Source organism: Cellulomonas sp. (assembly GCF_017744555.1).
Taxonomy (GTDB): Bacteria; Actinomycetota; Actinomycetes; order Actinomycetales; family Cellulomonadaceae; genus Cellulomonas.
In genome coordinates this window covers 50,317-74,989 of sequence record NZ_JAGIBD010000017.1, presented here as the reverse complement: position 1 = coordinate 74,989, position 24,673 = coordinate 50,317, and the positions used below count along the sequence as shown (strand labels likewise).

20 protein-coding genes are annotated in these 24,673 nt (G+C 74.2%); 12 read left to right on the top strand and 8 right to left on the bottom strand.

All coding sequences use genetic code 11. The annotated features are described in order from the left end of the window. Positions 1-172 precede the first annotated feature (172 nt). Positions 173-1,099: an LCP family protein gene (locus J7523_RS12540; RefSeq protein WP_291886929.1), complete on the top strand. Its 927-nt coding sequence runs from the start codon at positions 173-175 to the stop codon at positions 1,097-1,099. A 9-nt stretch (positions 1,100-1,108) separates the two neighbouring features. Here the strand turns inward: J7523_RS12540 and J7523_RS12535 are convergent, their stop codons facing one another. From J7523_RS12535 to J7523_RS12525, 3 genes are all read right to left on the bottom strand, one after another. Further along, entirely contained in the window at positions 1,109-2,236 is a 1,128-nt protein-coding gene (locus J7523_RS12535) for an acyltransferase (RefSeq protein WP_291886927.1), read from the bottom strand. A gap of 88 nt (positions 2,237-2,324) precedes the next feature. Then, the gene (gene purE, locus J7523_RS12530) at positions 2,325-2,864 is read right to left on the bottom strand and encodes a 5-(carboxyamino)imidazole ribonucleotide mutase (RefSeq protein ID WP_291886924.1); all 540 of its coding nucleotides are present in this window, start codon (positions 2,862-2,864) and stop codon (positions 2,325-2,327) included. Then, the gene (locus J7523_RS12525; RefSeq protein WP_291886921.1) at positions 2,864-4,042 is read right to left on the bottom strand and encodes a 5-(carboxyamino)imidazole ribonucleotide synthase; all 1,179 of its coding nucleotides are present in this window, start codon (positions 4,040-4,042) and stop codon (positions 2,864-2,866) included. Before J7523_RS12525 ends, purE begins: the two co-directional genes overlap by 1 nt. A 134-nt stretch (positions 4,043-4,176) precedes the next feature. Here J7523_RS12525 and J7523_RS12520 point away from each other — a divergent pair, with 134 nt between their 5' ends. After that, positions 4,177-4,710, top strand: coding sequence for a GtrA family protein (locus J7523_RS12520; RefSeq protein ID WP_291886918.1), 534 nt, complete (start codon positions 4,177-4,179; stop codon positions 4,708-4,710). A 42-nt stretch (positions 4,711-4,752) separates the two neighbouring features. On the opposite strand, the gene manA is transcribed toward J7523_RS12520, so the two are convergent. The 3 genes from manA to J7523_RS12505 form a co-directional block, all read right to left on the bottom strand. After that, the gene (gene manA / locus J7523_RS12515) at positions 4,753-5,949 is read right to left on the bottom strand and encodes a mannose-6-phosphate isomerase, class I (protein WP_291886915.1); all 1,197 of its coding nucleotides are present in this window, start codon (positions 5,947-5,949) and stop codon (positions 4,753-4,755) included. Positions 5,950-6,097: 148 nt separating this feature from the next. Then, positions 6,098-7,420, bottom strand: a complete 1,323-nt coding sequence (locus J7523_RS12510) for an ATP-binding protein (RefSeq protein ID WP_291886912.1) — start codon at positions 7,418-7,420, stop codon at positions 6,098-6,100. Positions 7,421-7,423: 3 nt separating this feature from the next. Beyond that, positions 7,424-8,125 (bottom strand): response regulator transcription factor, encoded by a 702-nt coding sequence (locus tag J7523_RS12505; protein WP_203757903.1) that lies wholly within the window; start codon positions 8,123-8,125, stop codon positions 7,424-7,426. Between the two features lie 156 nt (positions 8,126-8,281). Between J7523_RS12505 and J7523_RS12500 the strand changes: the two genes are divergently transcribed. From J7523_RS12500 to J7523_RS12480, 5 genes are all read left to right on the top strand, one after another. After that, positions 8,282-9,520, top strand: coding sequence for a sensor histidine kinase (locus J7523_RS12500; protein WP_291886905.1), 1,239 nt, complete (start codon positions 8,282-8,284; stop codon positions 9,518-9,520). Beyond that, positions 9,517-10,242, top strand: coding sequence for a response regulator transcription factor (locus J7523_RS12495; RefSeq protein WP_291886902.1), 726 nt, complete (start codon positions 9,517-9,519; stop codon positions 10,240-10,242). Before J7523_RS12500 ends, J7523_RS12495 begins: the two co-directional genes overlap by 4 nt. Positions 10,243-10,371: 129 nt before the next feature. After that, positions 10,372-11,184: an ABC transporter ATP-binding protein gene (locus J7523_RS12490; protein ID WP_291886899.1), complete on the top strand. Its 813-nt coding sequence runs from the start codon at positions 10,372-10,374 to the stop codon at positions 11,182-11,184. Continuing rightward, the gene (locus J7523_RS12485) at positions 11,184-13,694 is read left to right on the top strand and encodes an FtsX-like permease family protein (protein ID WP_291886897.1); all 2,511 of its coding nucleotides are present in this window, start codon (positions 11,184-11,186) and stop codon (positions 13,692-13,694) included. The genes J7523_RS12490 and J7523_RS12485 overlap by 1 nt, the downstream gene beginning before the upstream one ends. A gap of 96 nt (positions 13,695-13,790) precedes the next feature. Continuing rightward, a complete protein-coding gene (locus J7523_RS12480) occupies positions 13,791-17,753 on the top strand; it encodes an FtsK/SpoIIIE domain-containing protein (RefSeq protein WP_291886894.1) in 3,963 nt (1,320 codons plus the stop codon). Here the strand turns inward: J7523_RS12480 and J7523_RS12475 are convergent. Beyond that, the gene (locus J7523_RS12475; protein WP_291886891.1) at positions 17,702-18,157 is read right to left on the bottom strand and encodes a hypothetical protein; all 456 of its coding nucleotides are present in this window, start codon (positions 18,155-18,157) and stop codon (positions 17,702-17,704) included. The two genes, J7523_RS12480 and J7523_RS12475, sit on opposite strands and share 52 nt — an antisense overlap. Positions 18,158-18,472: 315 nt before the next feature. Between J7523_RS12475 and J7523_RS12470 the strand changes: the two genes are divergently transcribed. Further along, positions 18,473-18,721, top strand: a complete 249-nt coding sequence (locus tag J7523_RS12470; RefSeq protein WP_055912771.1) for a WhiB family transcriptional regulator — start codon at positions 18,473-18,475, stop codon at positions 18,719-18,721. Positions 18,722-18,857: 136 nt separating this feature from the next. Here J7523_RS12470 and J7523_RS12465 read toward each other — a convergent pair whose 3' ends face one another. Further along, positions 18,858-20,339, bottom strand: a complete 1,482-nt coding sequence (locus J7523_RS12465; RefSeq protein WP_291886879.1) for a PAS domain-containing sensor histidine kinase — start codon at positions 20,337-20,339, stop codon at positions 18,858-18,860. A gap of 194 nt (positions 20,340-20,533) precedes the next feature. Here J7523_RS12465 and J7523_RS12460 point away from each other — a divergent pair, with 194 nt between their 5' ends. From J7523_RS12460 to J7523_RS12445, 4 genes are all read left to right on the top strand, one after another. Beyond that, positions 20,534-21,049, top strand: coding sequence for a DUF2505 domain-containing protein (locus J7523_RS12460; RefSeq protein WP_291886877.1), 516 nt, complete (start codon positions 20,534-20,536; stop codon positions 21,047-21,049). A 287-nt stretch (positions 21,050-21,336) separates the two neighbouring features. Next, positions 21,337-22,641, top strand: a complete 1,305-nt coding sequence (locus J7523_RS12455) for an ABC transporter substrate-binding protein (protein WP_291886875.1) — start codon at positions 21,337-21,339, stop codon at positions 22,639-22,641. Positions 22,642-22,733: 92 nt separating this feature from the next. Continuing rightward, the gene (locus J7523_RS12450) at positions 22,734-23,741 is read left to right on the top strand and encodes a sugar ABC transporter permease (protein ID WP_291886873.1); all 1,008 of its coding nucleotides are present in this window, start codon (positions 22,734-22,736) and stop codon (positions 23,739-23,741) included. Next, on the top strand, positions 23,738-24,652 hold the full coding sequence (locus J7523_RS12445; RefSeq protein WP_291886871.1) for a carbohydrate ABC transporter permease: 915 nt from the start codon (positions 23,738-23,740) through the stop codon (positions 24,650-24,652). Before J7523_RS12450 ends, J7523_RS12445 begins: the two co-directional genes overlap by 4 nt. Positions 24,653-24,673 lie beyond the last annotated feature (21 nt).

Sequence of the window (24,673 nt, the reverse complement as noted above, 5' to 3'; positions counted from 1 at the left end):
GCCGCCCGTCTCGGTCGCCGACGAGGCAGGGGGGCGACCCGCGAGCCCCGTCCGACCGGGCGGGTCGGCACCTGCCGCCGCCCGCGCGCCGCAAGGCCCCCGGCCCGGCGGCTCGCGACCATCGAGCGCCAAGGCAGCGTCCTCGCAGGGTCCGCGGCGCCGCACGATCGCGGTGGCCGTGGGCGTCCTCGTGGTCGTCGCGCTCCTGGCCTGGCCCATCGGGCTGGCGGTCTGGGCGAACGGCAAAGTCCAGCACACACCGGCGCTGTCGGGTGCGGCCGACACCCCGGGCACGACCTACCTGCTCACCGGCTCCGACTCGCGTGCCGACGGCGCCATCGAGGACACGACCACCGAGGGTGCACGGACCGACACGATCCTTCTGCTGCACGTCCCCGAGCACGGTCCGACGGCGCTGATCTCGCTCCCGCGCGACACGTACGTCGAGGTGCCCGGCCACGGGCCCGCCAAGCTCAACGCCGCGTTCTCCTGGGGGCAGGCGCCGCTGCTCGTCCAGACCGTCGAGCAGCTGTCCGGCCTCACGGTGGACCACTACGCCGAGATTGGCATGGGCGGCGTGGAGCAGGTCGTCGACGCGGTCGGCGGCGTGAACCTCTGCTACGACGCGGACGTGAACGACCCGGACTCGGGGATGGTGTGGGCGAGGGGCTGCCACGACGTCGGTGGTGTCGACGCGCTCGCGTTCTCCCGCATGCGCAAGGCGGACCCGACAGGCGACGTCGGCCGCGCGGAGCGTCAGCGTCAGCTCATCGGCGCCGTGATGGGCAAGGTCAAGCCGCAGTCGCTCGTGCTGCACCCCGGGCGGCAGGTCGAGCTGGTCGACGCCGGCACAGGCGCGCTCACCCTCGACGACGGGTCGAACATCGTCGACCTGGCGCGTCTCGCGCTCGCGTTCAAAGCCGCCAACGGCGACGGCGGCATCACAGGCACGCCGCCGATCAAGAGCATCGACTACCGGCCCGGCCACAACCTCGGGTCGACCGTGCTGCTCGATCCCGACGCCACCCCGGCGTTCTTCGCCGCGATCCGGGACGGGTCGCTGCCCGCCGGGCCCGTGGGTGGCATGCCCACGTCCTGAGGTCCGGCCTCAGCCGTGCAGGCCCAGCAGGCGCGGCCCGCGGGTCAACGGCTCGAGCACGACCGCTCGCGCACGCACGAGGCCGGCCTCGGTCGCGGCCCGCAGGCGCGGGCCGAGCGGCCGCTCGACTCCGCGGTGCACGAGCCACGCGAGCGCGAGGGCGACGGCTGCCGCCGCCGCGACCGACACCGCCGCGGGCGCCCACGACGACGTGAGCCGGACGACGTACAGACCCCAGTACTCGTGCACGAGGTACAGCGGGTACGTGAGGGCCCCGGCCGCGGTGAGGCGGCGCGAGTCGACCCGGGCCAGCGGCGTGAGCGTCACCACGGCGACAGCCGCGACGCACACGACGACGCCGACGCCCAGGAGCAGCACGGACGGCTCGTAGCCGGTCGTGCGCGCGAGCACCTCGCTGCGGGACGGGACCACCCGCCAGACGGCGAGCAGGGTGTTGCCGACGACCGCACACCACGTCGCGACCCCGAGTCGCGGCCCGTCGTCGGCGGGCCGGAACGCGAGGTACAGCGCCATCCCGGCCGCGAACAGCGACGCGTAGTCGGACACGAGCGCCGTGGCGAGGGCGTCCCACCCGGCCCGCTCGACGACGAGCGCGGCGACCGGCCACAGCACGACCACGGCCAGGACGCGTCGGCGCGTGACCCCGACGAGGGAGAACAGCCCGATGAGCAGGTAGAACCGCAGCTCGGTCCAGAGGGTCCAGTAGACGCCGTCGACGTGGTCCACCCCGAGCGACGACTGCACCATCGTGAGGTTCACCAGCACCTGGTGGGCGCTCACCTGCTTGCCCTCGGGCCACAGCACGAGCAGCAGCCCGCCGGTCATCAGGACGGCCACCCAGTACGCCGGGTACAACCGGGCGACGCGGGACGCGACGACGTGGACCGTCGGCCGGCCCCAGGCCGACATCAGCACCACGAAGCCGCTGACCACGAAGAACAGCTCGGGCCCGAGCGACCCGTACGAGGTCCAGCGCCCCGCACCGCCGAGCGCGTCGGCCTGACCGGGGCCCCACGCCGACGAGGTCCGGGCGGTCAGGTGGTAGAGGACGACGGCCGCTGCGGCAGCGAACCGGAGACCGTCGAGCGCCGCGAGACGCGCAGGGGGCGTGGTCATCCGGCCGACGCTAGGCGCGACCCGGCGGGACTGCGCGCCGAGGTGGGCCGCCCCGTCGGATCGTCACGGACCCTTCACGGGCTCCGCGTCAGGCGCTGAAGCCCGTGGACACCCGTCCCGCGGCCCGGTCGCGAAGCCTGCGGCCCTTCTCGTCAGCCTGCTCGCGCAGCCCGTCCTGGAACGTCAGCATGGCTGCCCGCAGCCGCGCCGCCTCCTCGTCGACGCCCGACGCCAGGATCCGCACGGCGAGCAGCCCGGCGTTCCGCGCACCGCCCACCGAGACGGTCGCGACGGGGACGCCTGCGGGCATCTGCACGATCGACAGCAGCGAGTCGAGCCCGTCCAGGTGCGCGAGCGGTACCGGCACGCCGACCACCGGCAGCGGCGTGACGGCCGCGAGCATGCCCGGCAGGTGAGCCGCGCCGCCCGCACCGGCGACGACGACGCGCAGGCCGCGCTCGGCCGCAGAACGGCCGTACGCGACCATCTTGTCCGGCTGCCGGTGCGCCGAGACGACGTCCACCTCGACCGGGACGTCGAACTCCGCGAGGGCCAGCGCCGCCGCTTCCATGACGGACCAGTCCGAGTCCGACCCCATCACGACGCCCACCAGGGCCTGTGCTGCCATCACCCCTCCGTCTGCTGCGCTGCCTCGCCGCGCAGCAGCGCCGCCGCGGCGTTCGCGCGACGACGGACCTCGACGAGGTCGTCGCCGCTCACGTTCACGTGCCCGAGCTTGCGGCCGGGCCGGACGTCCTTGCCGTACAGGTGCACCTTGGCCTGGGGATCCTGCGCCGTGACGCCCGGCAGGGCGTCCGTGAGGTCCCGCAGCGTGCTGCCGAGCACGTTCGACATGACGGTCCACGCCGCGCGCGGGGCGGTGTCGCCGAGCGGCAGGTCCAGGACGGCCCGCAGGTGCTGCTCGAACTGGCTGGTCACCGAGCCGTCGATGGTCCAGTGCCCGGAGTTGTGCGGCCGCATGGCGAGCTCGTTGACGAGCACCCGCGCGGGACCGCCGTCGGGGTCGGCCACCTCGAACAGCTCGACGGCCAGCACGCCCGTGACGCCGAGACCCTCGGCGACCAGCACGGCGATGTCCAGCGCCTGGTCGCGGGTCGCGTCGTCGAGGTCCGGCGCGGGCGCGACGACCTCCGCGCACACGCCGTCCCGCTGGACCGACTCGACGACGGGCCACGTGCGCACCTCGCCGCCAGGCCGGCGGGCCACGAGCACGGCAAGCTCGCGGCGGAAGGGCACCTTCTCCTCGGCGAGGAGCCGTGCGCCGCTCCCGTCCGCGGCCGCGGCCAGCCAGTCGTCGGCGTCGCCGGCCGAGCGGACCACGCGGACGCCCTTGCCGTCGTAGCCGCCGCGCGCCGTCTTCACCACGGCTTCGCCGCCGACGGTCGCGAGAAAGCCCTCCAGGTCGGCGCGCGCCCCGAGCGGAGCCCACCGAGGGATCGGCACGCCGAGCTCCGCGAGCCGGGTGCGCATCGTGATCTTGTCCTGCGCGTGGACCAGCGCGGCCGCACAGGGGCGTACAGGCGTGCCGAGCTCGACGACCTGGTCCAGCAAGGCGCCGGGCACGTGCTCGTGCTCGAACGTGAGGACCGCGGCGCCGTGCGCGAGGTCGACGACCGCCTGCGCGTCGGATGCGGCGCCGACCGGGGCGTCGACCACGACCTGCGCGGCCGACGACGTCGGGCTCTCCACCAGCACCCGCAGGTGCACACCGAGCGCTGTCGCCGCCGGTGCCATCATGCGCGCGAGCTGCCCACCACCGACCACTGCCACCACGGGTGCTGCCACGGGCGACGAGCCTAGCCGAGGCCCGCGGCAGCCACGACGGCCGTCCGAAACGCTTCGCGCCGGGACCGCACACGGTCCTCCCAGCCAACGGCGCTATCCTCGCCGCACGACCGGCGAGCGTGGAGGACGGACGAGTGAGTGGACCCGACGCAGTGGTCGGCCCGGTGACGGCAGCCGGCCTCGCCGACCTCCCCCGTCCGGCGACGGCGGCCGCGACCCCCTCGACGTCGGCGTTCCGCAACGCAGCGCTGCGGGCGCGGGCGTACGAGGTCGCCCGCTTCCTGTCGGTCGGCGGGGTCGCGTTCGTCGTGGACCTCGGCCTGTTCAACCTGCTGCGGTTTGGCCCGGGCCACGTGCTCGAGGCGAAGCCCATCACCGCCAAGGTCGTCTCGCTGGCCGCCGCCACGCTCGTGTCGTGGTACGGGAACCGGCACTGGACGTTCGCGGAGCACCGGACCGCTCGACGAGGTCGCGAGCTCGTCGTCTTCGCGGCCATCAACGTCGGGTGCGCGGTCGTGCCCGTGGGCACCCTCGCGTTCTCGCACTACGTGCTCAGCCTCACGACGCCACTGGCCGACAACGTCGCGACGGTGGTCGGCATCGTCATCGGCACGGTACTGCGGTACGTCGGCTACAAGCGCTGGGTGTTCACCGGCAACCGCGCCTGACGTCCGCCCCGTCCGGCCACGACAGCGCAGCGGGAGCTGAGGTCAGGGCACGTCCGCCTGCACGAGGACCCCGTCGCCCCACGCCGTCACCGCACCCTCGCCGGCCGGCGCGAACGCCGCCTGGCCGCGGCACAGCGACAACGTGCCGTTGCGCTCGGTATGCACCTCGACCTCGCCCTCCAGGCACAGCAGGACCCGCGGACCGCGGCCGGGGATGCGTGCGACGCCCTCGTCCGTGAGCCGGGTGACCGACAGCTCGAAGTCGTCGACGGGTGCGTAGTAGATCTCGGTCGACGTGAACACCCGCTCGGGCGCGATCCGGATGGGCGGGGCCGCGACCGCGTCGAGGTTCACCAGGAGCTCCGGCAGGTCGATGTGCTTCTGCGTGAGGCCGGCGCGGAGCACGTTGTCCGAGTTCGCCATGATCTCGACGCCCACGCCGTGCAGGTACGCGTGCACGGTGCCCGCCGGGACGAAGACGGCCTCGCCCGGACGTAGCGTGACCGGGTTGAGCAGCACGGACGTCACCGCGCCCGCGTCCCCCGGGTAGGCGGCCGCCAGACGGATGACCGTGCGGTCGGTGCGGGGCGACGGCGACCCGTCGACGAGCCGCTTCGCGCACGCGTCCGCGAACGCCTGCACCTCGTCGATGCCCGGCCTGGTGCCGGGCGACACCAGCCACTCGAAAGCGGCGCGCACGCCGGACTGCGCCGGGTCGGCCACGAGGCGCGCCCGGAGCTCCGCGGCGAGCGGTGTGTCGAGCCCGACGAGCAGCTCCGCCGCCCGGCGGGGGGCACGGAAGCCGACCATCGCGTCGAACCGTGTCAGCGCGTACACCAGCTCGGGCTTGTGATTCCGGTCGCGGTAGCTCCGCTCGCGGGCGTCGAGCGGGGTGCCAGCCGCGTCCTCCAGCTCGTACCCGACCCGGGCCCGCTGGATGCTCGGGTGCACCTGGAGGGAGATCGGGGACGCGGCGGCGATGATCTTGAGAAGGTACGGGAGCCGGTTCTCGGAGCGCGACGCGACGTCGGCACCGAGCGTCTCCTCGGGGTCCGCCGCGATGACGGCGTCGAGCCGCACCGGGCTGCCGTCCACGTGGGCGAGAGCCGGCGCGCTCGGGTGCGCCCCGAACCAGGCCTCCGCGACGGGGTGCCCGTCGGGGACGAGGCTCAGCAGGTCCGGGATCGCCGTCGTCGAGCCCCACGCATAGGCCTGGGTCGAGGGCGTGAGCCGGTACATCTGACTGCTCCTGTCGTCGTGCCTCACCGTCTCGCCCTGCCGGCGCGGCAGGGGACGGCCGTGGGGCCAAGCACCGTAGGTTACGGGATCGCGCCCCGCAGACGTCGGCGCGCACCTGCCGACGATCGGGCGCGGGGCTCGGCCGCGCTCACCGCCGCCGCCGGTCCGGGCGCGCGGACACGACCGCGCCTCGCGGAAGCACGACGTCGGGTCGCATCGACGCGGGGACGCCGGAGAGGAACACCGCGAACACGGCGGGCCGCCGCTGCGCGAGCTCGAGCCGCCCGCCGTCAGCGGACGCCAGGTCGCGGGCGAGCGCGAGGCCGAGCCCCGTACCGGCGCCCGACGTGACCTCTCGCTCGAAGATCCGGGGCGCGAGGTCGTCGGGCACGCCCTCCCCCTCGTCGGCGACCTCCACGACCACCGCGCGGGCCGGGCCGCCGACGCGCGAGCGCACCGTCGTGGTGCCCGCACCGTGCTTGAGCGAGTTCTCGATGAGGGTCGCGAGGACCTGCGCGAGCGCACCCGGCGTCGCGAGCACCTGGGTGCCGGGCTCGACATCGACGACGAGGCGACGGCCGGCCGCCTCGAACGTCGGGGCCCACTCCTCCTCCTGCTGGTGCACGACGTCGAGCAGGCTGACGGCCTCGGTGGTGCCGCCGTGCGCGCGCCGCGAGCGGGCCAGCAGGTCGTCGACCACGCGGACCAGGCGCTCGACCTGCTCGAGCGAGATGCGGGCCTCCTCGCTCACCTCCGGCTCGGCGCTCGTGAGCATGATCTCCTCGAGCCGCATCGACAGCGCCGTCAGGGGCGTGCGCAGCTGGTGCGAGGCGTCGGAGGCGAACTGGCGCTCGGCGGCGAGCCGCCCGGCCATCCGGTCGGCGCTGCGCGCGAGCTCGGCCGCGACGAGGTCGATCTCCTCGACCCCGGACGGCTCGAGCTGCGGGCGCACCTGTCCCGAGCCGAGCTGCTCGGCCGAGGCGGCGAGGTAGACGAGCGGCGCGGCGAGCCGGTTGGCCTGCCAGATCGCCATCGCGATGCCGGCCGCGAACGCGACCACGGCGGCGACGACGACGAGCGCGATGACGCGGGCGCTGAGCCAGAACACGTCCCAGAACGACACGTACAGCAGCACCGTCGCGCCGGCTGCGGACCGGACCTGCACGGACAGGCTGCGGCCCTGCACGCGGTCGCCGGCCTCGTACACCGTGCCGTCGGGCGCGCGCACGATCACCGACGCGGGGATCTCGCCCTCACCGCCGGTGCCGGGCACGAGCATGCGGTCGGTCAGCGGGAAGTCGGACTCGATCCGGAAGTCGACCGTGCGGGCCACGTTCTGCGCGCGGACCTGCAGGCTCTGCACCTCGTTCTCGCGCACGAGCTGTGCCCCGAGGAACGCCAGCGGGAAGCCGAGCAGGACGACCGCGACGGTGACCGCGGCGATGGTCGCCTGCAGGACACGACGGCGCACGCGTCAGACCCGCTCGACGGCGCTCACGTTGCCCGTCTCGAACCGGAAGCCCATGCCGCGCACGGTCGTCACGTACCGCGGAGAGTTCGCGTCGTCGCCGAGCTTGCGACGCAGCCAGCTCACGTGCATGTCGAGCGTCTTCGTGGACCCGGTCGGGTCGGAGCCCCAGACCTCGCGCATGAGGGTCTCGCGGGCCACGACCGTGCCGGCGGCCGCGACGAGCACGCGCAGCAGGTCGAACTCCTTGGCCGTGAGGTGCAGCTCGCGCTCGGCCTGGAACGCGCGGTGGGCCGCCACGTCGACGCGCACGTTCTGCGCGTGCAGCTCGTCCTCGTCGCCCGGGTCGCCGACGCTGCGGCGCAGCAGCGCCCGCACGCGGGCGAGCAGCTCGGCGAGACGGAAGGGCTTCGTCACGTAGTCGTCCGCGCCCGCGTCGAGGCCCACGACGAGGTCGACCTCGTCCGCGCGGGCCGTCAGCACGAGCACCGGTGTGGTGAGCCCCTGGTTACGGATGGCGCGTGCGACGTCGAGGCCGTCCATGTCCGGGAGGCCGAGGTCGAGCACCACGAGGTCCGCCGAGGCGGCGCCGTCGATGGCCCCTTGACCCGTTCCTTGCACGCGCACGTCATAACCTTCACGCCCGAGCGCACGGGCCAAAGGCTCGGCAATCGCTGGATCGTCCTCAGCCAGAAGCACCTGGGTCATTGCCCCATGCTAGGTCACGGGCCGGTCTCGCCCGCCACAGGCACGCGACCCGAGTTGTGACGCGCCGTCCGATCTGCGCCCGCAGAAGGACCCGGATCGGCGCACGTCAGCCCTGGGGGGCACGTCGGGACGGACGCCGCCACCTACCCTCGGGGTGTGACGCGCTGGGACCGGCTGCTGCGGTGGGAGGAGTCCCACCGCTTCGTCGTCGACGCCACCGGGACCGCGCTCGCGCTGCTGTTCGTGGTGCCGGTGTCCACGGCCGTGGCGTCGTACGGCGTCTCGCGCGACTGGACCGTGTACGCGGTCTCGGCCATGCTCGTCGTGCCGCTCGCGTGGCGGCGCGTGCGCCCGACGGCCTCGGTCGCCGTCGTCTACACGGTCGCGCTGCTGCAGATGCTCCTCGTGACACCCCTGCTCATCCCCGCGGACCTCACGGTGCTCGCCGCGCTCTACTCGGTCACCGTGCACGGCCCACGCTGGGCGCACCGGGTGGCCATCGGCGGCGCCTTGCTCGGATCGCTCGTGCTCGCCGTCGCGCTCAGCGGCTCCTACTACCCGCGCGCCGCGCTCGGCACCGCGATCATCGCGTCGTCGACCATGCTCACCGTGTGGGCGTTCGGGCTCGCGCGCCGCTCCCGGCGGGAGACCATCGAGGCGCTCGTCGACCGCACGCAGCGCCTCGAGATCGAGCGCGACCAGCAGGCCCAGATCGCCACGGCCGCCGAACGTGCCCGTATCGCGCGCGACCTGCACGACATCGTCGCCCACTCGCTCAGCGTCGTCATCGCGCAGGCCGACGGCGGCCGGTACGCGGCCGACGCCGACCCCGCGGCCGCGACGAGGGCGCTCACCACGATCGGTGAGACGGGTCGCGCCGCGCTCACCGACATGCGCCGGCTGCTCGGCGTCCTGCGCGCCGGCCCGGGCGACACGGACGAGCCCGGCACGGCCGCAGCCGCGTTCGCGCCGCAGCCCGGGGCCGACGACATCGGCACGCTCGTCGATCAGGTCCGCGCGAGCGGGGTGCGCGTCTCGCTCGTCCGGCTGGGCACGCCGCGCCCGCTGCCGCCGGGCATGGGCCTGGCCCTGTACCGGATCGCGCAGGAGGCCCTCACGAACGTGCTCAAGCACGCCGGCCCCGACCCCCAGGTCACCGTCATGGTGAGCTGGCAGCCCGAGGCGATCCTCGTCGAGGTCGACGACGACGGGCGGGGCGCGTCGGCGGAGAGCGACGGCCTCGGGCAGGGCATGCTCGGCATGCGCGAGCGCGCGACGATGTTCGGCGGCACGGTCACGGCCGGGCCGCGACCCGGCGGCGGCTTCCGCGTCCGCGCCCAGCTCCCCACCCCCCGCGAGAGGACCAGCGTGAGCACGACCGAGGAGAACTCGTGACCGACCCGACCCCCGGCCCCGTCCGAGTCGCCCTCGTCGACGACCAGCAGCTCGTCCGAGCGGGCTTCCGCATGGTCATCGACTCGCAGCCCGACCTGCAGGTGGTGCTCGAGGCCGGCGACGGCGCCCAGGCGGTACGTGCGCTCGACCCGGCGGCGCGCACGGTCACGGGTCCCGTCGACGTGGTGCTCATGGACGTGCGCATGCCGACGATGGACGGGCTCACCGCGACCGCGGAGATCACCGCGCGCGCCACGGACGACTCCCCCGCGCCGCGCGTCATCGTGCTCACGACGTTCGACCTCGACGAGTACGTGCTCGCCGCCATCCGGGCCGGCGCCAGCGGGTTCCTGCTCAAGGACACCCCGCCCGAGGACATGCTGGCGGCGATCCGCACGGTGCACCGCGGCGACGCCGTCATCGCCCCGTCGAGCACGCGCCGGCTCCTCGAGCACCTCGTCGACGTGCTCCCGCCCGACGAGCCGGGCGCCCCCACCGACCCGGCGCGGCAGGCCGTCGCCGACCTCACGGACCGCGAGCGCGAGGTGCTGCTGCTCATGGCGCGCGGCCGGTCGAACGGCGAGATCGGGCGCGACCTGTTCGTCGCGGAGGCCACCGTCAAGACGCACGTGGGCCGGATCCTCGCGAAGCTCGGCGCGCGCGACCGCGTCCAGGCCGTCGTCGTCGCCTACGAGACGGGCCTGGTCCGACCGGGCGGCTGACGCCGCTCGTCCGCAAGGTACGCCTGCGGGATGACACGCGCCGCTGCTCGTCCAGCCTGCCGCCCGATGTGGCGCCCGAGGGCCGCGACCTAGCGTCGGACCTGCCAGCGACACCTCGAAGGAGCCCCCGTGGACACCACCCTCTCCCGCACGCCCGAGCCGACCCGGCCGGCCGTGACGGACCTCCCCGCGTCCAGCGCCCGCGGACTGACCAAGGTGTACGGGCAGGGCCCCGCCGCGGTCCGTGCGCTCGACGGCGTCGACGTCGACTTCGCCTCGGGCGCGTTCACCGCAATCATGGGCCCCTCGGGGTCCGGCAAGTCGACGCTCATGCACCTGCTCGCGGGGCTCGACGAGGCCACGTCGGGCGAGGTGCGGCTCGGCCCGACGGCGCTGACGTCGCTCGACGACGGTGCCCTGACCCGGCTGCGGCGCGACCGCGTCGGCTTCGTGTTCCAGTCGTTCAACCTGCTGCCGATGTTCACGGCGGAGCAGAACATCCTGCTGCCGCTGCAGCTCGCGGGCGTCAAGCCTGACCGTGAGTGGTTCGACATGCTCGTCGCGACGCTCGGGCTCGGCGAGCGCCTGACGCACCGTCCCGGCGAGCTGTCCGGGGGCCAACAGCAGCGCGTCGCGATCGCACGTGCCCTCGTCGCGAAGCCCGAGGTGGTGTTCGCCGACGAGCCCACCGGGAACCTCGACTCGCGAGCGGGCGCCGAGGTGCTGAGCTTCCTGCGCCGCTCCGTCCGCGAGCTCGGCCGCACGGTCATCATGGTCACGCACGACCCCACCGCCGCCGCGTACGCGGACCGAGTCGTCATGCTGGCCGACGGTCGGGTCGCGGGCGACATCGTCGACCCGACGCCCGAGTCCGTCCTCACCGGCCTCGACGCCCTGCGCACGCTCGACGGCCCCGCGGGCGCCCCGGCGGTGGGCGTCTGATGCTGCAGCTGACCCTCGCCCAGATGCGCCGCAGCGCCGGGCGGCTCGTCGCCGCGGCCATCGCCATCACGATCGGCACGGCCTTCCTCACGACGACGCTGATCGCTGGCGGCGTCATCACGCGGACCGGCTACGACGCCGTGACCGCCACGTTCGGCGACGCGGACCTCGTCGCGACCGGGACCGTCACCGCGCGCTCGCTCGCCGACGTGCGGGGCACGCCCGGGGTCGCCGCTGCCGACCCGCTGTTCGTCGGCGGCGTCGAGCTGCGCAAGGGCGGCGCGCGCCAGTGGCAGAACCTCCTGCCGGTGCCGTCCGACGAGCGCCTGGCGTCGCTCACCATCACCGACGGGTCGATGCCCGCCGCGTCCGGCGAGATCGCGATCCCCGCCAAGACCGCCGAGCGGCTCCGCGTCGAGGTCGGCGACACGCTCACCACCGAGTACTGGGCTCAGGACGCCGACGAGCCGACCGAGCAGACGCTCACGGTCGTCGGGATCGCCGGAGACCCACGCGGGGCGTGGTCGCAGTACGGCGGCGCCGGGCTCGGGCTCACCGACGACCTCACGCGCTGGTACGGGACGACGTTCGACGGCGTCGGCGCCGACACCGTCCTGGTCGCGACGACGGGCGACGTGGCCGACGCCCGTGCCGAGCTCACCGCCGCGGCTCCCGGGCTCGACGTGCTGACCAAGGACGAGGCCGCCGCGAAGGCGGTGTCCGAGGTGTCCGGCGAGGGGAACGTGCTGGTCACCGTCGTGCTCGGCTTCGCGGCCGTCGCGCTGCTCGTCGCCGCGCTCGTCATCTCGAACACGTTCCAGGTGCTCGTCGCGCAGCGCGTGCGGCTCCTCGCCCTGCTGCGGTGCGTCGGGGCGGAGAAGCGGCAGCTGCGCCGGTCCGTGCTGCTCGAGGCGACGATCCTCGGCGCCGCCTCGTCGGTCGTCGGGCTGCTCGCCGGCACCGCGCTCGCGCAGGGCGCGCTCAGCATCCTCGGAGGCATGAGCGACGGCGTCCCGCTGCCCCGGACCATCGACGTGACCGCCACGGTCGTGCTCGTCCCGCTGGTGGTCGGCACGCTCGTCACCGTCCTCGCGTCGCTCGTCCCGGCCCGCGCGGCGACCCGCGTGCCCCCGGTCGCGGCGCTGCGCCCGGCCGACGCACCCACCGTCAGCGGCAAGGCCGGCCGGGTGCGGTTCGCGTTCTCCGCCGTCCTCACGGTCGGTGGGGTCGCCGGCCTGCTGCTCACCGTCGCGGCGTCCCGCGCCACCAGCGGCAACGAGCTCGCCCTGCTCGGGGTCGGCATCCTCGCCGGCACCGTGTCGTTCCTCGGCATCCTGCTCGGCGCCGTGTTCTGGGTGCCGCGCGTCGTGTCGCTCGCGGGCCGGCTGCTCGCCCGGACGGGGACGAGCGCACGGATCGCGTCCGCCAACACGGTCCGCAACCCCCGCCGCACGGCCGCGACCAGCACCGCGCTGCTCATCGGCGTCACGCTCGTCGTCATGATGAGCACGGGCGCGGCGAGCGCCCGCGAGTCGCTCGCGAAGGACCTCGCCGACCACTACCCCGTGGACCTCACGGTCGAGCAGACGGACGACGTGAGCACGGACCTGGACGCCGTCGCGGTCATCTCCGACGTCCCGGGGGTCGACGAGGTCGTGCCCGTCCCGGTCGCGCTCGCGCAGGTCGGGGACTCGGTCTTCCGCGTCGCCGCGCCCGAACCCGAGCAGGCGGCCCGGGTGCTGCGCAGCGCCGGGGCGCTCGAGCACCTCACCGACGGCACCGTCCTCCTGCCGAAGCAGGCCGGCGAGGCCCACGGGACCGTCGCGGTGCAGGCGATGGACCCGGACACCGGCGAGCTGAGGTCCGACGGGCCGTCGCTCGACCTGGAGACGGTCGGGACCGACCTGGGCGGGCAGGAGGCCCTGGTCACCCCAGCGACGCTCGAGCGGCTCGCGCCCGGCGCCCCGACCTCGGTGGTCTGGGTCCGGCTCGACGACTCCGCCGATCCCACCCGGGTGCTGCAGGACGTCCGCGACGCGCTGCCCGACTCCCCCGTCAACGTGGTCAGCGCAGCCGCGCAGCGTCAGGGCTACGAGCGGCTCATCTCGTCGCTGCTCGCGGTCGTCGTGGGGCTGCTCGCCGTCGCGGTCGTCATCGCGCTCGTCGGGGTCGCGAACACCCTGTCGCTGTCGGTCATCGAGCGCCGCCGCGAGTCGGCGACGTTGCGGGCGATCGGGCTGACCCGGCGGCAGCTGCGGTGGATGCTCGCCGTCGAGGGGATGCTCATCGCCGTCGTCGGTGCCGTGCTCGGCGTGGCCCTCGGGCTGCTGTACGGCTGGGCAGGTGCGGCCACGGCGTTCGGCCAGACGGGCGACCTGCGGCTCGCGGTGCCGTGGCGTGACCTCGGGCTGGTGCTCGTGGTCGCCCTGCTCGCCGGGCTCGTCGCGTCGGTGCTCCCGGCACGGGCTGCGGCCCGGACGTCGCCCGTCGCGGCGCTCGCGGTGGACTGACCCCGAGCCGACGCGCGGACCTGTGGACCGCACGGTCGTCCCCCGGACCTCCGGGTGGGCGGCCGTGCGGTCCGTCGCGTGCGGCACCGTGTCGAGGTGCTCCTCACCGCTCTGCACCCCGACCCCCGTCGCGGTCCCGGCCTGGTCGCGACCGACGTCGAGGCCGAGCGCGGGACGCCCGTCTCCCGCCTGCGTCCCGAGCTGGCCCGGCTCACCGGGTGGGCGGGGTGGTCGAGCGCCACCGTGCGGATCGCCGTCGACGACGCGGTGCTCGACGACACCCACCGCGTCGGCACGTACCCGCTGGTGGCGGGCAGCCGACTGCGGCCGGGACCCGGGGCCCGCGCGGAGGCCGAGAGCGCGCTCGACGCGTCGTTGCACGTGGCCGTCGTCGCCGGCCCCGACTGCGGACGGCTGCACCCCGTGGTGCCGGGCGGGGAGGCGACGGTCCACGGCCCCGGGGTCCCGGTGCCCGTCGGCGACCGGCTGACGCTCGCCGACCCCGACCTCGGCCGGGTCCGGGTGCGCTGCGGCCGCGGCCGTGCCGGGGTCCGCGTGCGGGTGCGGGTCGACGGTGCCGCGACGCTCGTCCCCGGTGCCCCGCGGTGGTGGCACGGCGTGCGGAGGGTGCGCGTCGGACGTCGGGCGTGGGTGCGGTGGCGGCCGGACGACGAGCTCCGGGCGGGTGCGACGACGCTGGTGCTGCGGGCCCGGTCCGGGCCGGTCGACCCGGCGTCCGGCCGGCGTGCACCGTCGGCGGGCCGAGCCGGTCCGGCCCGGCTGATGGCGCTCGCGCCGCTCGTCGGGTCGGTCGCGCTCGCCGTCGCGCTCCGGCAGCCGCTCCTGCTGCTCACGGCCGTGACCGGCCCGCTCCTCCTGCTCGCGACCGGCCACGGACAGCGGGACGCAGCACCGGACGCCGCGCCGAGCATGCGGGAGGTGGACGACCCGGCCGAGCTCGTGGCGTCGACCGTCCGCGCACTCGACGGTGGCCCGGCTGCATACGGACGCGCACCGTGGGACGCCGACGGAGCCCTGGCGGTCGTCGGGCCGCGGGCCGCCGCGCTGGCTGTCGCGCGCGGCGTGGTCCTCGGCGAGCTCGGCACACACCTGCGCCGGACGCTGACGATCCTGACCGGAGACCCTGGCGCGTGGGCGTGGGCGGCGGCCGTCGCCGGACCGGACGACGCCGACGGCCCGCACGACGCCGACCGGCTCGTCGTCGTCGACCTCGCACGCGTCACGGACGAGACCGCCGCGCGTCGCGCCCAGGCGACGCCCGGGCAGCGGATGCTCCTCGTCCTGCCCTCGCGCGACCAGGTCCCCGCGTGGTGCCGCCACGTGCTCGAGGTCGGCCCGGCATCGGCGCGCCTGCACGGCGTCGCCGACGATCCCCCGCCCGGCGCGCGGTCCGGCCGCCGACGCACGGCCGGGGACGATCGCGGCTCGCGACCCGTCCCGCTCCATGCGGTCTCGACCGCCACCGCCCGGGCACAGGTCGCGCGGACCTGTGGCGTCCGAGAGGTCAACGGACCCGGCACCGGCACGGCGACCCACGCCGCGCGCGCCGACTTCCCTGCGCAGGTGCCGCTCGCGGGGTTGCCCGACGTGCCGGGGGCCGACGCGCGGAGCGTGGCCGCGGCGTGGGCGTCCGGGCGACGCGGCCTCGCGGTGCCGGTCGGCCGGACGTCGGGCCTGGCACCCGTCGAGGTCGACCTCGTCGAGGACGGTCCGCACGCGCTCGTCGCCGGAACCACGGGCGCCGGCAAGTCCGAGCTCCTCACCACCTGGGTGCTCGCGGCGGCCCTGCGCCACCCGCCCGAACGGCTCGCGGTGCTGCTCGTCGACTTCAAGGGCGGCGCCGGGCTCGGTGCGGTCGCCGGGCTGCCCCACGTCGTCGACCACGTCACCGACCTCGACGCGGCCCGCGCACGCCGGGTCCTGACCGGCCTGCGGGCCGAGCTGCGGCGCCGCGAGCGCATCCTCGCCGCCCACGCCGCCCGTGACGTCGCGGACCTCGACCCCGACGACGCCGCGACACCGCCGAGGCTCCTCGTCGTCGTCGACGAGCTCCGGGCGCTGGTCGACGACGTGCCCGACGCGACGGCCACGCTCGTCCGGCTCGCCGCGCAGGGGCGCGCACTGGGCGTCCACCTCGTCCTCGCCACGCAACGACCCGCCGGGGCCGTGAGCGCCGACCTGCGGGCGAACACGTCCCTGCGGATCGCGCTGCGCGTCGCGGACCCGGCCGACTCGCTCGACGTCGTCGAGGTCGCCGACGCGGCACTGATCCCCCCGTCGGCACCGGGCCGTGCGTTGCTGCGGCGCGCCGCCGGTCCACCCGAAGCGGTCCAGGTGGCCCGCCCGGCCGGACGTGCGGCCCGCCCCGGCCGCGTCGCCCTCGCACGCCCGCGGCACACCCTGATCGCACCCGACGCCGTCCGGTCCGTCGTCGGCTCAGCGCAGTCCCTGCCCGCCTGGGCACCGGCGGTCCCGCCGCGGACGCCCGACGACGAGATCGCGGCCTGGGTGCGCGCGGTTCGCGAGGCCGCGGCCGACCGACCCGGCCGGCCGATCCCGTGGGTCCCCGCGCTGCCCGACCGGGTCGCCGTCGAGGACGTCGCGGCCGGCCCCGGGCTCGCCCTCGCCGTCGCCGACGTCCCCGACGAGCAGCGCCGCGCGCCGGTCCGGTGGGACCCGCAGGACGGACACCTGCTCGTCCTGGGCGGCGCGGGGTCCGGCCGCACGACCACGCTCGTCACGCTCGGGGTCGAGGCCCTCCGGTGCGGGTTCGCCGTGCACGCCGTCGGGCTGCCCCCGGACGCCGCGGCCGAGCTGCGCGCGCACGACGCGCACGGCCTGCTCGGGACCGTGGCCCGGACCGACGAGCAGGTCCGGGTCGCACGCCTGGCCGAGCTGCTCTCCGCCGCCGCTCCCGGCCCGGCCGCCGACGGCGGCTGCGGAAGGCCGGCGGTCCTGCTGGTCGACGACCTCCCGGCGGCGCTCGAGGCGCTCGCCCTCCTCGCGCGGGGCGCGGGCGCCGACCGGCTCACTACGCTGTGGCGGTCGGGCGGCGCTGCCCGTGTCGCCGTGGTCGCGAGCGCCGACGTCACCGGCGCTGCGGTGCGGCACGGCACGCACTTCCGCGACCGCCTCGTCCTGCGGGTGCCCGACGCCGCGCTCGACGCCGTCGCGGGGGTCCCGGCGCCGCTGTCGGGGCCGCGTCCGGCTCCCGGACGAGCCGTGCACGTCGGACCGGCGGGTGCCGTCCTGTGCCAGGTCGCGCTGCCGGCCGCCGCGCCGGCACGTCGCGCGCGGCCCGCCGTCTGCACGCCGCGAGCGGTCCGGCGGGGTTCGTCCGGTGTGGTCCGGGTGGAGGCGCTCCCCCGGCACGTCGCCCGCCCCGGGGTCGGCGGAGGCGTGCCGCCCGGGGTCGGCGGAGGCGTGCCGCTGGGGGTGGGCGGTGACGACGCCGCCCCGGTCCTGGTCGACGTCGGGACCGGGCTGCTGATCGCGGGCCCGCCCGGGTCGGGCAGGTCGGCGGCACTCACGGTCGTCGCCGCCGGGCTGGTGGCCGCGGGCGACCGCGTGCTCCGGCTCGTCGACCCCGCGAGCGGTCCCGCCACCGGGCTGCCCGGTGTCGTCGACGTGCAGGTGGGCCGAGACGACGTGAGGGCCGCGCTCGACCGGGCCGGTGGTGCGACCGTCCTGGTGGACGACCTCGACGACCTGGAACGCATGCACCCGGAGCTCGTGGACGCCTGGGCGCGAGCGGCTGCGGGAGGGCAGAGGTTCGTCGCGGCGACGACGTCGCAGGCGGCCCTCGGGGCGTTCCGTGGGCTCACCCCGATGCTGCTGCGGCTGCGCAGGAGCCTCGTCCTGGACGTGCACGACCCCGCGTCGGCGGAGCTGGTCGGGGCCCGAGCCGCCTGGCTCGCCGACCCCGGGGACCGGCCCGTGGGCCGCGGCGCCCTCGTCCTGGGTCGGACGACGACGCCCGTGCAGGTCTACGCCCCGGAGCGCGCCGGGTCCACGGCGGTGCCGGGTCCGTCGTCGTGAGGGCCGCTCCCCGGGTCCGAGGACGCCGATCCCGTCGTGGCCGCGACCACCGACGGCAGCAGCAGCCCGACGGCGACGAGGACCGCGACGACGGTCACCGCCACGGCCCACACGGAGGCCTCGACACCGAGCCAGCCGAGCGACATCACGACGAGGAGGATCTGCCACGTCATCACCGGTGAACGGGCCCAGCGCCGCCCCCGCCACAGACCCCGGGCCGCGCCGCCAAGGAGGGCCGCCACACCCAGCGCGAACAGCGCCATGAACACGGTCGCCGCCGGCAGCGCTGCATTACCACGTGTGAGGTCCGCCACGAGAACGACGCCCAGCCCGAGGAACGCGATCGCCTCCAGGACGACCAGGGCGGCGACGACGACGAGGGGGGCGGGGCGGGAGCGGCTCACGGCTCCAGCGTAGGCAGGAAGACACGCTGGGACGGACGTGGCCAGCGCCGATGCCGGGCGGGGCGCTGACCTGGACATTCGTCCGGCACGTCGCCGGACGAGCCCGACATGTCGCCGACAAGGCCTCAGAGCGGGCGCACAGATGTGACCAACGCCTCAGCCTTTACCGGGTCGAAACCTGCCCGTAACCCCTTGTGCCCCGGCGGTCCCGGTGTGACCCTTGATGAAGCACGTTCCCCCCCAACCCTGATCTTGCACCACTGCCGCGCGCCCTCACCCCGGGCGGTGGGCAGTCGTGCGCCCGAGGAGAGTCCCATGGATTGGCGCCACCGCGCAGCGTGTCTCGACGAGGACCCCGAGCTGTTCTTCCCCATCGGGAACACCGGCCCTGCGCTGCTGCAGATCGACGAGGCCAAGGCCGTCTGCCGCCGTTGCCCCGTCGTCGACACGTGCCTCAAGTGGGCCATCGAGACCGGTCAGGACGCGGGCGTCTGGGGCGGCCTGTCCGAGGACGAGCGCCGCGCGCTCAAGCGCCGCACGGCCCGCCAGCGTCGCGCCGGCTGACCCAGCCCGCACGCACCACACCGGACCGGCCCGCCACACGGCGCGGCCGGTCCGTTCGTGTGTGGGGACCGGCGCACCCGGTGCACAGGTCCGGACCGGCGACGCACGCCGGCGTCGCCCGGGTGGGGCCGGCTCGTCACGGACCCGAGACGGCGGCGTCCCGGGCGCGCAGCCGGGCCTCGATGACGACCGACGTGCCCCCACCTTCGCGCGCCGCCCAGGCGATCGTCCCCCCGAGCTCGTTCGTCACGAGCGTCGAGACGATCTGCGTGCCCAGGCCGCTGCCCGCCCCGCGTCCCTCGGGCAGCCCGGCACCGTCGTCCGCGACCTCGACGCGCAGGTGGTCGGCCTCCCGCTCCACGACGATCTCGACGGTCCCGGACTCGCGCCCGTCGAAACCGTGCTCGACGGCGTTCGTCACGAGCTCGGTGAGCACCAGTGCGAGCGCGGTCGCGTCCTCCGCCGGGATCGCCCCGAACGAGCCGCGGACGAGCGTGCGCACGTGCGCACCGGCCGTCGCGACGTCGGCAGCCAGCCGCAGGCTGCGCCCGACGAGGTCGTCGAACGGCACGATCTCGTCGAGGGTCTGGGACAGCGTCTCGTGCACGAGCGCGATCGTCGACACCCGGCGCATGGCCTCGGCGAGCGCCTCCCGGGCCTCGGGCGACTCCATGCGCCGCGACTGCAGCCGCAGCAGCGCGGCGACGGTCTGCAGGTTGTTCTTCACGCGGTGGTGGATCTCGCGGATCGTCGCGTCCTTGGTGATGAGCTCGCGCTCCCGCCGGCGCAGCTCCGAGACGTCCCGGCACAGCAGCACGGCACCGATCCGCTGACCGTGCTCCGTGAGCGGCACGGCGCGCAGCGACAGGGCGACCCCGCGCGCCTCCACGTCCGTCCGCCAGGGCGCCCGGCCCATGAGCACGAGGGGCATCGACTCGTCGACCGTGGCCTCCTGCTCGATGAGGTCGGCCGTGACCTCGACCAGCGAGCGGCCGGTCAGGTCGCCGAGCGCGCCGAGCCGGTGGAAGCAGGACAGCGCGTTGGGGCTCGCGTACAGCACCTCACCCTCGGAGTTCAGCCGGACCAGGCCGTCGCCGACGCGCGGCGCGCCACGGCGCGGGCCGGTCGGTGCGTCGGTCGCGGGGAACTCGCCGCGCGAGATCATCGCGAAGATGTCGTCGGCGGCCTCGACGTAGTTGAGCTCGAGCCGGCTCGGCGTGCGCGCGCCTCCGAGGTTCGTCTGCCGCGCGACCACGGCGATGGCCCTGCCGCGTCGCACGACGGGCACGGCCTCCTCGCGGACGGCGTACGAGCCGAACCACCGCGGCTCGCGCGAACGCTGCGCGGCGACCTCGTCGAGCGAGCGCTGCAGCTGCGGGCGCTGCCCCTCGGGCGCCCGCGACCCGACCACGTCGTCGTAGTGCACCGTCGCACCGGTCGACGGGCGGCACTGCGCGACCGCGACGAAGTCGCCGTCCTCGGTCGGCAGCCACAGCACCAGGTCGGCGAACGCGAGGTCGGACAGGACCTGCCAGTCCCCCACGAGCAGGTGGAGCCACTCGAGGTCGGCGGCGTCGAGCGAGGCGTGGCGGGCGACGAGCGTGCTCAGGGTGGACACGCACACCAGGGTAGGTGGCCGGACGACCCCGCCGGACCCCTCCCGGGTCCCGCGGACACGCGGCACGCGCGCGGCACCGACGACCCGGGAAGGCGGCCGGATACCCTCGTCTCCACGGCGGAGCCGCCACCCACGTGCCGCGCCGGAGCGGAACCCCCCGCCCGGGCGCCCGTCGCATGCCCGGAAGGAACATCGTGCACCTGAGCGTCTCGGTCGCGATCGCGACCGACCCCACGTCGGCGGCCGTCATGCTGGCCGACCCCGAGTACGTGCAGCTCAAGCTCGCCGCCAGCGGCGCGCTCGACCAGCACGTCGACGTCACCGGGTCCGCGCAGGAGGCGTTCACCGTCACGACGCGCCGCTCGCTGCCGACCGACAGCATCCCGGCGCACCTGCGCGGGTTCGTCGGGAGCAGCCTCGACGTGCGGCACGTCGAGGCGTGGGAGGCCGCAGCGCCCGACGGGAGCCGCGCTGGGACCGTCGTCGTCGAGATCGCGGGCGCACCCGTGCGGCTGACCGGTCGGGCGTCGCTGCAGCCGGTCGCCGACGGCAGCCGGCTCGTGTACGAGGGTGACCTGCACGCCGCGATCCCGTTGTTCGGGTCCGCGGTGGAGCAGGCGGCCGCCGGAGCCGTCACGGCCGCGCTGGGCGCCGAGGAGGACGTCGCCGCCCGGTGGATCGCTGATCACGGCCCGGCGAACCAGCCGTAACGATTCGGTAACACGGCTGGCGGTCGAAATGGCTCTGACCTGCAGGAACGCTGGTGTGAGATCGCTACCACGGCCACGATCGGACGCTCCATCCTTGACACCGCAGGGGCGGCCGACGACAGTTCATGCAGCGCGTGGGAACGCTCCCGCATAACTGCGGATGGGAGCCTCTCGCGCGGGGTCCACCAGGCCCACGTCCGACGCCCGCCAGCGGCCCCTGCGGCAGACGGTCGGCGGACGCCCTAGGGGTACGGCGAGGACGCCGTCCGACTGACAAGGGAGTCATAGTGCGCAAGACCACAAGCAAGATGTGGGCAGCCGCGGCCGGGGTCACGGGCATCGCCCTCCTCGCCACCGCGTGCTCCTCCGGCTCGGGTGACAGCTCCGACGACGCCACTGACGGCGGCTCCAAGAACATCACGCTCACCGTGGCGACGTTCAACGAGTTCGGCTACACCGAGGACATGTTCAAGCAGTACGAGGAGTCGCACCCCGGCATCACGGTCAAGGAGAAGAAGGCCGCGACGTCGAACGAGGCTCGCGAGAACCTCAACACGCGTCTCGCCGCCGGCTCCGGCCTCTCCGACATCGAGGCGGTCGACACCGACTGGATGCCCGAGCTCATGCAGTACCCCGACAAGTTCGTCGACCTGACGGACCCGGCTCTCGAGGGTCGCTGGCTCAAGTTCAAGACGGACGCCGTCACGACGGACGACGGCAAGCTCCTCGGCTACGGCACGGACTTCGGTCCCGAGGGCATCGCGTACCGCGGCGACCTGCTCGAGAAGGCCGGCCTGCCCAAGGACCGTGACGCCGTTGCCGCGCTCATCAAGGGCAAGGACAACAGCTGGGACGACTACTTCGCCGCGGGCAAGCAGTACCAGGCCGGTGGCGGCGGTGCGTGGTTCGACTCGGCCGGCGCGATCTGGCAGGGCATGATCTACCAGGAGGAGGCTCCGTACGAGGACGCCAAGACCAACGAGATCATCGCCGCGGACAACCCGCGCGTGAAGGAGATCTACGACGCGGTCGTCAAGGCCTCCGTCACGGACAACCTGTCGGCCCACCTCTCGCAGTGGAGCGACGACTGGACGGCCTCGTTCCAGAACAACGGCTTCGCGACGATGCTCGCGCCGGGCTGGATGCTCGGTGTCATCGAGGGCAACTCGGCCGGCGTGACGGGCTGGGACCTCGCGGACGTCTACCCCGGCGGCGCCGGCAACTGGGGCGGTTCGTTCCTCACGGTCCCCGCGCAGGGTGCGCACCCCGAGGAGGCGAAGGAGCTCGCCGCATGGCTCACCGCTCCCGAGCAGCAGGTGCAGGCGTTCCTCAACAAGGGCACCGTCCCGTCGCAGGTGGACGGCCTGAAGGACCCGAAGTTCACGGGCGCCGTGAACGCGTTCTTCAACAACGCCCCCACCGGTGAGATCCTCGCCAACCGTGGCCAGGGCATCATCTCCACCCACAAGGGCCCGAACTTCTTCGCGATCAACGACGCGATGCAGTCCGCGCTCACCGAGGTGGACGTGAACAAGGGCAACCCCGACGAGCAGTGGAACACGTTCATCACGGCCGTGAACGCGCTGGGCTGACGTCATCGCTGAAGCCGGGCCGGTGCGCTGGTCGCACCGGCCCGGCTTCACCGCAGCAGACCCCGACGCTCGCCCCCCGCTAAGGACAACCGATGGCCACCTCCACCACGTCTCCGCAGCTGAACCGCGGCGGACAGGCCGACCCAGGACGCACGCCGCGCCGGGTCGGTTTCAGCCAGACTCTCGGGCGTTGGGACGTCAAGCTCTCGCCCTACCTCTACGTCTCCCCGTTCTTCATCCTGTTCGCGCTGACCGGTCTGTTCCCGCTGCTCTACACCGCCTTCGTGTCGGTGCACGACTGGAACCTCATCGGCGGCAAGGGTGACTTCGTCGGGTTCGAGAACTACGCCTACGTCCTCCAGCAGCCGAACTTCTGGAAGGGCATCCGCAACACCTTCTCCATCTTCTTCATCTCCACGATCCCGCAGCTGATCATCGCGATCATCCTCGCGGCGCTCCTCGACGCGAACCTGCGCGCGAAGACGTTCTGGCGCATGGGTGTCCTGCTGCCCTACGTCGTCGCCCCCGTGGCCGTCAGCCTGATCTTCGGCAAGCTCTTCGCCGACCAGTCCGGCATCATCAACACGCTGCTCGGCAAGATCGGCATCGACCCGATCGGCTGGCACGCCCAGGTGCTGCCCAGCCACATCGCGATCGCCACGATGGTCGACTTCCGGTGGACGGGCTACAACACCCTGATCCTCCTGGCCGCCATGCAGGCGATCCCGCGGGACCTGTACGAGGCCGCGGTCCTCGACGGCGCGAGCCGGGTCCGCCAGTTCTTCTCGGTCACCGTGCCGATGCTGCGCCCCACGATCATCTTCGTGGTCATCACGTCGACCATCGGCGGCCTGCAGATCTTCGACGAGCCGCGTCTGTTCGACCAGACCGGACAGGGTGGCCCGAGCCGCCAGTGGATGACCGCCACCATGTACATCTACGAGGTCGGCTGGGGCAACCAGAAGAGCTTCGGTCGTGCGTCGGCCGTCGCGTGGATCCTCTTCCTCATCATCGTCGTCGTCGGCATCATCAACTTCTCGCTCACCCGGCGCATCTCGTCCGACGAGTCCAGCAAGTCGCGAAAGAAGGTGCGGCGATGAGCGCCCCCTCCGTCCCCGTCATCGCCCAGACCGCGGGCAAGGGTGCGGCCCGTGCGGCCGCGCGCAAGCGGAGCAAGGTCGGCGGCTCGGACCGCCGGCCGGGCTGGGTGACCTACCTGATCCTCGCCCTCGCGATCATCGCCTCGATCCTGCCGCTGTACTACGCGTTCCTGCTCGCGTCGTCGAACTCGGCGTACATCGCGCAGAACCCGATCCCGTCGCTGATCCCGCAGGGCGAGTTCTTCGACAACGTCAGCCGCGTCCTGAACTCCGACATCCAGTTCTGGAAGGCGCTCGGCAACTCGATCATCGTCGCGACGATCACGTCGCTGTCGGTCGTCCTGTTCTCGACGCTCGCGGGCTTCTCGTTCTCGAAGCTGCGCTTCCGCGGGCGCAACGGCCTGCTGGTGTTCGTCATCGCCACCACGGCCGTGCCGACGCAGCTCGGCATCGTCCCGCTGTTCATCGTGATGTCGCAGCTGCACTGGACGGGCAAGCTCGTCGCGGTCATCGTGCCGGGTCTCGTCACGGCGTTCGGTGTGTTCTGGATGACCCAGTACCTCGAGGGGGCGCTCCCCTACGAGCTCATCGAGGCGTCCCGTGTGGACGGCGCGTCGATGATCCGGTCGTTCTGGCACGTCGCACTGCCCGCCGCACGGCCCGCGGCCGTCATGCTCGGCCTGTTCACGTTCGTCGGCTCGTGGACGAACTTCTTCTGGCCGTTCATCGTCCTCGGCAGCGAGAACCCGACGCTCCCCGTGGCGGTCCAGCTGCTCCAGGCGTCGTACTTCAAGGACATGGCGCTGATCATGGCCGGTGTCACGGTCTCGATCGTCCCGCTGTTCGTCCTGTTCTTCGTGGCCGGCCGTCAGCTGGTCGCAGGCATCATGCAGGGCGCCGTCAAGGGCTGACGTCCCCGCATCTGGTGGTAC

Bases quoted from the DNA above. Each gene is read 5' to 3' on its own strand.
- purE (WP_291886924.1), bottom strand. From the start codon at position 2,864: ATGGCAGCACAGGCCCTGGTGGGCGTCGTGATGGGGTCGGACTCGGAC.
- J7523_RS12470 (WP_055912771.1), top strand. From the start codon at position 18,473: ATGGATTGGCGCCACCGCGCAGCGTGTCTCGACGAGGACCCCGAGCTG.
- manA (WP_291886915.1), bottom strand. From the start codon at position 5,949: ATGTACCGGCTCACGCCCTCGACCCAGGCCTATGCGTGGGGCTCGACG.
- J7523_RS12535 (WP_291886927.1), bottom strand. From the start codon at position 2,236: ATGACCACGCCCCCTGCGCGTCTCGCGGCGCTCGACGGTCTCCGGTTC.
- J7523_RS12505 (WP_203757903.1), bottom strand. From the start codon at position 8,125: ATGACCCAGGTGCTTCTGGCTGAGGACGATCCAGCGATTGCCGAGCCT.
- J7523_RS12445 (WP_291886871.1), top strand. From the start codon at position 23,738: ATGAGCGCCCCCTCCGTCCCCGTCATCGCCCAGACCGCGGGCAAGGGT.
- J7523_RS12450 (WP_291886873.1), top strand. From the start codon at position 22,734: ATGGCCACCTCCACCACGTCTCCGCAGCTGAACCGCGGCGGACAGGCC.
- J7523_RS12485 (WP_291886897.1), top strand. From the start codon at position 11,184: ATGCTGCAGCTGACCCTCGCCCAGATGCGCCGCAGCGCCGGGCGGCTC.